At 42.8% G+C, this 7,725-nt stretch carries 5 protein-coding genes; 2 read left to right on the top strand and 3 right to left on the bottom strand.

Annotated features, from left to right (window positions below):
• The first annotated feature begins 101 nt into the window (after nt 1-101).
• Both accC and ACFQ2O_RS18175 read left to right on the top strand, forming a co-directional pair.
• The gene (gene accC, locus ACFQ2O_RS18180; protein WP_377531206.1) at nt 102-1,448 is read left to right on the top strand and encodes an acetyl-CoA carboxylase biotin carboxylase subunit; all 1,347 of its coding nucleotides are present in this window, start codon (nt 102-104) and stop codon (nt 1,446-1,448) included.
• A gap of 105 nt (nt 1,449-1,553) precedes the next feature.
• The gene (locus tag ACFQ2O_RS18175; RefSeq protein WP_377531203.1) at nt 1,554-2,492 is read left to right on the top strand and encodes a DUF6340 family protein; all 939 of its coding nucleotides are present in this window, start codon (nt 1,554-1,556) and stop codon (nt 2,490-2,492) included.
• Between the two features lie 205 nt (nt 2,493-2,697).
• Here ACFQ2O_RS18175 and ACFQ2O_RS18170 read toward each other — a convergent pair whose 3' ends face one another.
• From ACFQ2O_RS18170 to ACFQ2O_RS18160, 3 genes are all read right to left on the bottom strand, one after another.
• A complete protein-coding gene (locus tag ACFQ2O_RS18170) occupies nt 2,698-5,367 on the bottom strand; it encodes a carboxypeptidase regulatory-like domain-containing protein (RefSeq protein WP_377531201.1) in 2,670 nt (889 codons plus the stop codon).
• A gap of 117 nt (nt 5,368-5,484) precedes the next feature.
• Entirely contained in the window at nt 5,485-6,336 is an 852-nt protein-coding gene (locus ACFQ2O_RS18165) for a GLPGLI family protein (protein ID WP_377531198.1), read from the bottom strand.
• 906 nt (nt 6,337-7,242) lie between these two features.
• The gene (locus ACFQ2O_RS18160; RefSeq protein ID WP_377531194.1) at nt 7,243-7,650 is read right to left on the bottom strand and encodes a hypothetical protein; all 408 of its coding nucleotides are present in this window, start codon (nt 7,648-7,650) and stop codon (nt 7,243-7,245) included.
• Nucleotides 7,651-7,725: the final 75 nt, after the last annotated feature.

Here is a 7,725-nt window from a genome sequence, read left to right as displayed (position 1 = left end):
GAAATCTAAAATTATAAATCAACCGTGGAGAAAAGAAGATGCTGTGCATCTGCTCCACTGACATTTCTAATTTTGAATTCCTAATTTCTAATTTGAAAAGCATGTTTAAAAAGATATTGATCGCCAACCGCGGCGAAATTGCGTTACGCATTATCCGCACATGTAAAGAGATGGGTATCAAAACGGTAGCCGTATACTCTACTGCCGATAAAGAGAGCTTACACGTACGCTTTGCTGACGAGGCTGTATGTATTGGCCCTCCCCCGAGCGCACAGTCTTACCTGAAAATTCCGAATATAATCGCGGCAGCAGAAATCACTAATGCTGATGCTATTCACCCGGGCTACGGCTTTTTGTCAGAAAACGCTGAATTCTCCCGTATCTGTGCAGAAAACGGTATTAAATTCATCGGTGCTTCTCCGGAGATGATCAACCAGATGGGTGACAAGGCATCTGCCAAGGATACCATGAAAAAAGCCGGTGTTCCTACCATTCCTGGTTCCGACGGACTTTTGAAGTCTGTGGAAGAAGGCTTGAAGATTGCCAACAAAATTAAATACCCGATTATACTTAAAGCGACAGCCGGTGGTGGTGGCCGTGGTATGCGCATTGTAAACAACGATTCTGAGTTTGAAAAGGCCTGGAACGATGCTCGTACAGAAGCGAAAGCAGCTTTTGGCAATGATGGTATTTACCTCGAGAAATTCGTAGTAGAGCCGCGTCACATCGAGATTCAGTTAATCGGCGACCAGCACGGTCAGGTAGCACACTTATCTGAACGTGACTGCTCTATTCAGCGACGTCATCAGAAACTGGTAGAAGAAACTCCTTCTCCGTTTATTACAGATGAACTACGCGAGAAAATGGGTCAGGCAGCTATTGCCGGTGCTTCTGCCATTAACTACGAAGGTGTAGGTACTATTGAGTTCCTGGTGGACAAAAACCGTGACTTCTACTTTATGGAGATGAACACGCGTATCCAGGTGGAGCACCCGATTACAGAAGAAGTAATTGATTACGACTTGATCAAGGAGCAAATTAAGGTAGCGGCAGGCCATAAGATTTCCGGCAAAAACTACTACCCTAAGATGCACGCCATCGAGTGCCGTATAAATGCGGAAGATCCGAAGAACGGCTTCCGCCCTAGCCCAGGTAAAATCACTACGCTACACACACCTGGTGGCCACGGTGTTCGAGTAGATTCTCACGTTTACTCAGGCTATACCATTCCGCCAAATTACGACTCTATGATCGCGAAGCTGATTGTTACAGCGCAAACGCGTGAAGAGGCTTTGGTGAAAATGAAGCGCGCTTTGAGTGAATTTGTGATTGAAGGCATCAAGACTACTGTACCATTCCACCTGAAGCTGATGGATGACAAAGGCTTCAAAGAAGGAGATTTCACAACTAAATATCTGGAAGATTTTGACTTCAGCTCTATTGAGTAGAAACAGTTAAGATCAAAAAAATTCAGGAAGCCCCAGCTGTAGAGTTGGGGCTTTTTTTTAGAGCAACTGTGCAACCTGTGCATTTTTTTAGCATCTTCAAAGTATATGAGCAAGAGAATCATCGCTTTCGTATTATACTGCTTACTAGTACAGACTGCCTGTACATCGCAATTATTTATAGACTCTCTAAAACCTGCCGAGGTAAGTATAACTAACGAACAATGGAAGGTAGTAGTGCTAAACAGGTATAACCCGGAGCTGCTTTCATTTAATAAGGAAAAGAAAATTGCTGTTTTTGCGGCTGGTGCCCAAGAAGCATTTTACGGCGCGGTTGATGCTATTCAGCAAGACGAAACGTATGAGCTTGTTTATGCTGACACAAGCAATTACAGAGTAACTACAACCGAAGAGCCATTAACAGCAAATCAGGTAAGAGAGCTACATGCAAGGCACCCTTATCACCTGCTGCTTTCCCTGGATCATTTTACCACGTTTCTGGACCAGGAAACGGAAAGATATGAGGAGGAAAATGGAGATGTTTCTAAAACAGCCCACTACACGCTCATAGCCAGATCAAGCTGGTCTCTCCATGACAGTACCGGAGCAGTGCTGGATAAAATCACGCTGGAACAAAGCAAGCATTATCAGTCGCGACCTGTATTTAGTGGATTGCTTGCTATTGGCCCATCAATGGCCAACGCTGGACCCGATGTGAATGATTTGGCCTGGCTGACCGGAAACGACTATTGGCTGCGCTTATCTCCACAACCCAGAACTTTTGCACGCTCCTATTATTCCTCAAAAAAATTGCAACAAGCTGCCTACAGCATGGCTACAAAAGAATGGGATAAAGCTATAAGCCTGCTGCTGCCGCTGGCGGAAGGAAGCCATAAGAAAGATGCAGCCAGAGCTGCTTATAACTTAGCAGTAGTATATGAGGCAAAAGGCAACATTGAAGAGGCTAAATTTTGGGCAAAAGAAGCCATCAAGAGGAACGATAAGCTGGCACCAATGCTGCTACCAGAACTAGAGCAGAATTATTAAGCACCCATCCAACATCTATTTTTCAAGTATAAATTTATACTTGAAATTATCTACAAACATGGCTATACCGAACCCATGAAGTGCTGCCAGAGACAAGGGTTAAGGTAAAACAGTAAAGTAAAGTAAAGGCACTGCCATACTCCCGTAGCTTGCCTCCTTACATAATTGGTCAGGAACTGCGGCTCACACTTTATCTAGTTGACTGCTATAATGAAAACCTGAAAGATAGCAGTAGCTGAGAAGGACGCAGCCGGTATGTACTTTGCACAAACGTGAAGGCATCGTTATAGCTATAAGTATAGGCAGACACATTGGAAATATTCACCCACTTTAACTCCATATCCAACTTCTTTCTTTCAAAGGTATACCTATAAAGCAGGTCCCCAAAGAAGGAAGAAGGATTTTGCTTTGAGAAGTCGTTGTGGTAAAGTTCTGTTGTCAGACCTATATAATGCCTATCCGCAGGGTATATATTTGCACTTAAATGATGCTCTTGCTGCGTAGCACGTCTTGACGCGCCAGCTTCAACAATATTCTTAAGGGTTGAGATTGTAGATGTGTAATCTACCCCTAGCCACTCTGTTATACTTGTATTTGTTTTCAAATGAAACGCCAGGTTCTGGTTCTGAACTTTCGCTAATCCCTGATTTAATATCTGCTCTCTTTCATCGAGGTATAGATTGGTGCCTACAGCTAGCGTTGTTTGCAGTTCACTGAAATATTTACTGGTTTGCAGTCCTATAGTATGGCTTAGGGCTGTGCTGGTAAAATCCAGTGCAGTAACAACTAAAGCACCGTTTTGCTGCAGGTTGTTTTGATAGATTAAGTTGCTTTCGGTGGTGCTGAACGAATAGCTTAGGTTAGAGAAAAAAGATGTTAGAGCATTTTTATAAGAAAGACCTAATGTATAACGCTGCAGTAGCCTTTCCTGTAGAGGGGAATTATTTAGTTGTAGATGGCGGTAATCTCTAAGAATATAAGCATAATTCATCTGCTCAATATTTCCAAACTGGTTGGCAACCTGTACCGATGCCCTGGCACGCCAAAGTGGTGTAACATCATACTTTAGGGATAGGTGCGGCTCTGTAATAAGCCTGTTTACTTCGTGTTTTCTGTTTAGGGGCTTATCTTGAAACTCAAAACTTTGGAGGCCGAGCGGAAGTTTAGCGGTCATCTCCCAATACTTCGCTTTATACCTTACATCCAGCTGCCCATAATATTTACGGCTCTCCCAATCCAGGTTGTTCTGGAAAAGCCTTTCCTGCGCTGTCTCGTCCTGGTGCTGTACTTTTACCAACTCTGACTCCAGCTTCTGGTTTTGCACCTGAAATCCAAATTGCGGCGTAAACGTCCATTGTTTTATACCTTTGGTAATGCTGACAGCCTGATGCGTATAAAAGGAGCTTAAATCTACTTGCTGCTCCAGTTCGTCATAGGTTGCGCCCTTATTCAAAAGCTCTTCAAATTGGCCCGGGCTCACCTGAAGGCGCTGCGGTGTACTGTTGTAGGCCACCGTAGATGAAAATGATACTAATTGTCGTCCAACAGGCTGAATAGCTTCGAACTTGTTTGATAAAGTATAGTATGGATTATGCAGGTGCTGTGCTACTGTACGCCCGGCTGTACCAATAAGACCTCTTTGCGAATCGCGGTAGGCACTCAGCTTCAGGTTGTTTTCCAGGTAATTACTCTTTGTGTTTTTCAGCAAAGTGAAGTTAGCCTGTGCCGAATTGAAAAAAAGGCTGTTGTCTTTCGTCTCAAACAAGCGGACTGTATCGTTTGGAAAGTAAAAGATACTTTGCGTCTCTCCCTCCTGCTTTTGAGAATCATGAAGGTATGAGGCATTCACACGCAGCTGCACATCCCGCTTAAGCTTCAGGAGGTAGTTAGCACTGGCAAGATGAGCATTATTGAATAGGTACCGATTGCTTGAAAACTGCGGAGGAGACATTTCCTGAATGCGAAGCAAATTCTGTTTGCTGGTGCTGCTTTCAGCCTGATCCTGTAGTTCGTCCACGGTCAGTGTTTTTAAGTCAGCCGCCACATCGTCTCCTGAATTATTAGCCTGGTAAGAGATAAGCATTTGTTGCTTCTGGGTAAATAGCATCGGCGTGAGATTTGCACGCCAGAGAACGGGAGAATGGCCTGACCCAGCCCCTACATCTGCGGCCCCTGTAGTGGTCACTTTATTTTTAAGCTTGATATTTAAAGAAGTGCTGTAGGAAGCAACCAAGCTATCCAGCACACGGACCGGCTGATGGTTTTCCAGCACCTGCACAGACGTTACCGCTCCGGCAGGCAGGTTGTTACTGGCTAGGTTATACTTTCCCTCCAGCAGATCAAGGCCTTCGATGTAGAATTTCTGAATAGGTTTACCTTCGTAAAGAATCCTGCCACTGTTTTCTACTTCAATGCCTGGCAGCTTTTTCAGTACATCGGCAATCGCTCTGTCTTTCTTATCGGTAAAGGCCGCCACGGAATAGCTTATAGTATCGTTGCTTCTGGTAATGGGATTGGCTCTAACCGACACCTCCTTTAGCGTTATTTGCTGTGGCTGCAGCCGGAAATCTATACGTTGGCTTTTGTTGGGAACAACAAACACCTGCTCGCCATAGCTCAACGCACGGGCAACTAATTTCAAGGAATCGAGCGAGGAGCTTAATGCCGCAGAAAAAGCACCGTCAGCACCAGAGATGGCATATGCAAGCGTGGTGTTACTGTCTCTAGCTACTACTGTCACCGCTATTCCCTCAAGCGCCTTCCCTTTAGTATCTGCTACTGTTCCGGTTATGTTGGTCTGCGCCTGCAAAGTATAAGCAAACAAAAGCAGGATAAACGGCAGAGCATATTTTAGTCCCCAGGTATTCTCCAACATCCTTTGTTAATTACATCTTACAACACTAATAAGCATTTCCATCAGCACACACGAATGAAACAGTTTATACTTTGTAGCTTATCTTTATCCTGCATGCTGCAACTTCTATCGGATTGCTTATTCAGCTAACTCAATAGGGTTATTGCGCTTCTTTGCCCTTTCCTTAGCTCTTCTGTTAACTTCTTCCGAAGCATTCAACCCTAACCTGGCCACCATGTTATCATTAAAGTCTTTCAGGCCTTTGTTAAACTCTATTTTGGTGGTGGTAATGAGTCGGTCACTTGGGAAAATAACCTTGGCAGCTTCTTTAGGTTGCTTCAGACTGATCAGCTCAAACGTGTAATGCTTTTCCATGTCATTTACCTTCACTATAAGGCCAGGTAAGCCATTGAATTTATATGGCCCTTCGCTGATGGGTAATTCGCTGGTGAACCATGCCTCATACTTCCTTCCGCCAAATTCAGTGGTTGCTTTCTGGCAGTTGTAGCCTGCTATGGTCGCCTTCTCCGGACTTATCTTCCAATCAAAGAGGTTTTTCGGTTCGGCGTATCTATACTTTTCAGTCAGGATTTTATCAACCACCGTTATTTCCCCTTTAGGATAGTTCTTATAGATTTTATATTTGAATTTAGTTTTAGGCAGAACTGAAGCATCAATACCATTTTTCTGAAGGTACTCCATACCTCCCTTTTGTTCAAGATCAACAACTACCGAATCCAACAAAGAATTATTCAAGCTCTGAAATTCAGAAAAGCTATCACCTATATACAGCAGCATATCTTCCGTTAAAAGGCTCCTGCTGTCTGTAGAATCAGGTTGGTAGGTTAACCTATAAGTGCATTTTAGCTTGAGGTCAGTGGTATCAGCAGTGGCAACAAAGTGCTTGGTGCCAGCAAAGCAGTTCCCCAAAAAAAGCAACAGGATCAGGCTCAGAGAAGCCTTAAGTGCAGAAATGTTATTCGTTTTCATACAATAAGTAGCAGGAGCACGGTTTCCCGACGGCCTGCTATAAGTTTGTTTTCGGGCTAATGTTCCTCTATCGCAGCAATGACCTCTGTCTACATGTATACTCTACAAGACACTCCATTTGCTCCCTTAGAGTTGGATATTCATATTCAAGCTGCTATTCTACCTTGAGTCTTTACCTCTACTTCAGGTTTACTTTATACCAGACAGGCAGCGGAAGATAAAACCAATTTAATATATATTAAGCTCACTTCCTTTATATAGTCCAGAAAGTTTATAGTAAAGGTCAATATAAACTTAGAAGCGGCTCAAATAAAGCCCTGTTTTTCAGACAATTAATACACCCCATACTGCATCAAAAAAATTTCTTTATCGATAGTATCATTTTTTGCGCGCGATATGCTCATGCATAATGCTAGGTGGCAGCAGTACTTTATTCTTATCTACAATCGCTATTAAATTTATAAAAGACACTAAAAGGAATATCATAGGGTAATAGAGGAGAAAGTTAAAGTAGAGGGTATATCCCTTTAGGAAAATTATTCTTGCCAATGAGTGGTATGGGCTATCTGATTTTTTAGGCAAGTGCTATAAGTATGTGAACTAAATTTCGCTTCACCCACCCCTAGCCCTCCACTAATGGTTAATATTGTTTTCACCAAAAAGACCCACTCTTAAAAATTAAAAAGCGGGTCTTTTTGGTGAAATTCCGCTTAGCAGAACTAAAGTAATATTAGTTAGCTTAAAAGGCCTTTTAATATCCTTTTTGAGGTAAACTAACTGCTCCAGGGCGCTACGTATCGTTAGTGATTACACGAGCAAATTGTCGTACAGGTAAATTAAAAAAAGGAGGATAACTACCGTTGAAAAAAAGACAAATAATCTAAAATATCAACAAATAGGATACAGCTACTTAAAGAGCCAATCAAGGGCCTTTTGAGGATCTGTAAAATTACAGACATTAAATTTAGTGACACCAATTGCCTCTGCTCTGGTCACCACAGATTCCAATGCCAACCTTGAAAACAAAGCTTCGGGAACAACCCTTGCTAACTTTTTAAGCTGTGTTTTTGAAAGGAGTTCATAAAATTTAGATGACATCCATTCTTTTGTCTCCGTTGAGAGGTTCGTTAGCTTCGATGCATCGGCAACGACCAAGGTAGCGCCAGTTTGTGACAGCACTTCATACAGCATCGTACCACCCGTTACCATTTCGTGCATTTGCACTGGCCTAAGCCACTCCGTTTGCAGCAGGCTTCTGCTAGTATCTTCCTCAATGCGGTAGAAATCAGAACTATATTTAAGCTCAAGCGGCATACTAGCAAATCTTGTTTAGGTTTATAAGTATAAAGTGCTACTACTACAAAAAAACAGTTATATAGAACAATCCTG

The organism is Pontibacter rugosus (assembly GCF_042678745.1).
GTDB lineage: Bacteria > Bacteroidota > Bacteroidia > Cytophagales > Hymenobacteraceae > Pontibacter > Pontibacter rugosus.
Note: the sequence above shows the minus strand (reverse complement) of the source record. Positions and strands in the feature narration are given on the sequence as shown.

Bases quoted from the DNA above. Each gene is read 5' to 3' on its own strand.
- accC (WP_377531206.1), top strand. From the start codon at position 102: ATGTTTAAAAAGATATTGATCGCCAACCGCGGCGAAATTGCGTTACGC.
- ACFQ2O_RS18175 (WP_377531203.1), top strand. From the start codon at position 1,554: ATGAGCAAGAGAATCATCGCTTTCGTATTATACTGCTTACTAGTACAG.
- ACFQ2O_RS18170 (WP_377531201.1), bottom strand. From the start codon at position 5,367: ATGTTGGAGAATACCTGGGGACTAAAATATGCTCTGCCGTTTATCCTG.
- ACFQ2O_RS18165 (WP_377531198.1), bottom strand. From the start codon at position 6,336: ATGAAAACGAATAACATTTCTGCACTTAAGGCTTCTCTGAGCCTGATC.
- ACFQ2O_RS18160 (WP_377531194.1), bottom strand. From the start codon at position 7,650: ATGCCGCTTGAGCTTAAATATAGTTCTGATTTCTACCGCATTGAGGAA.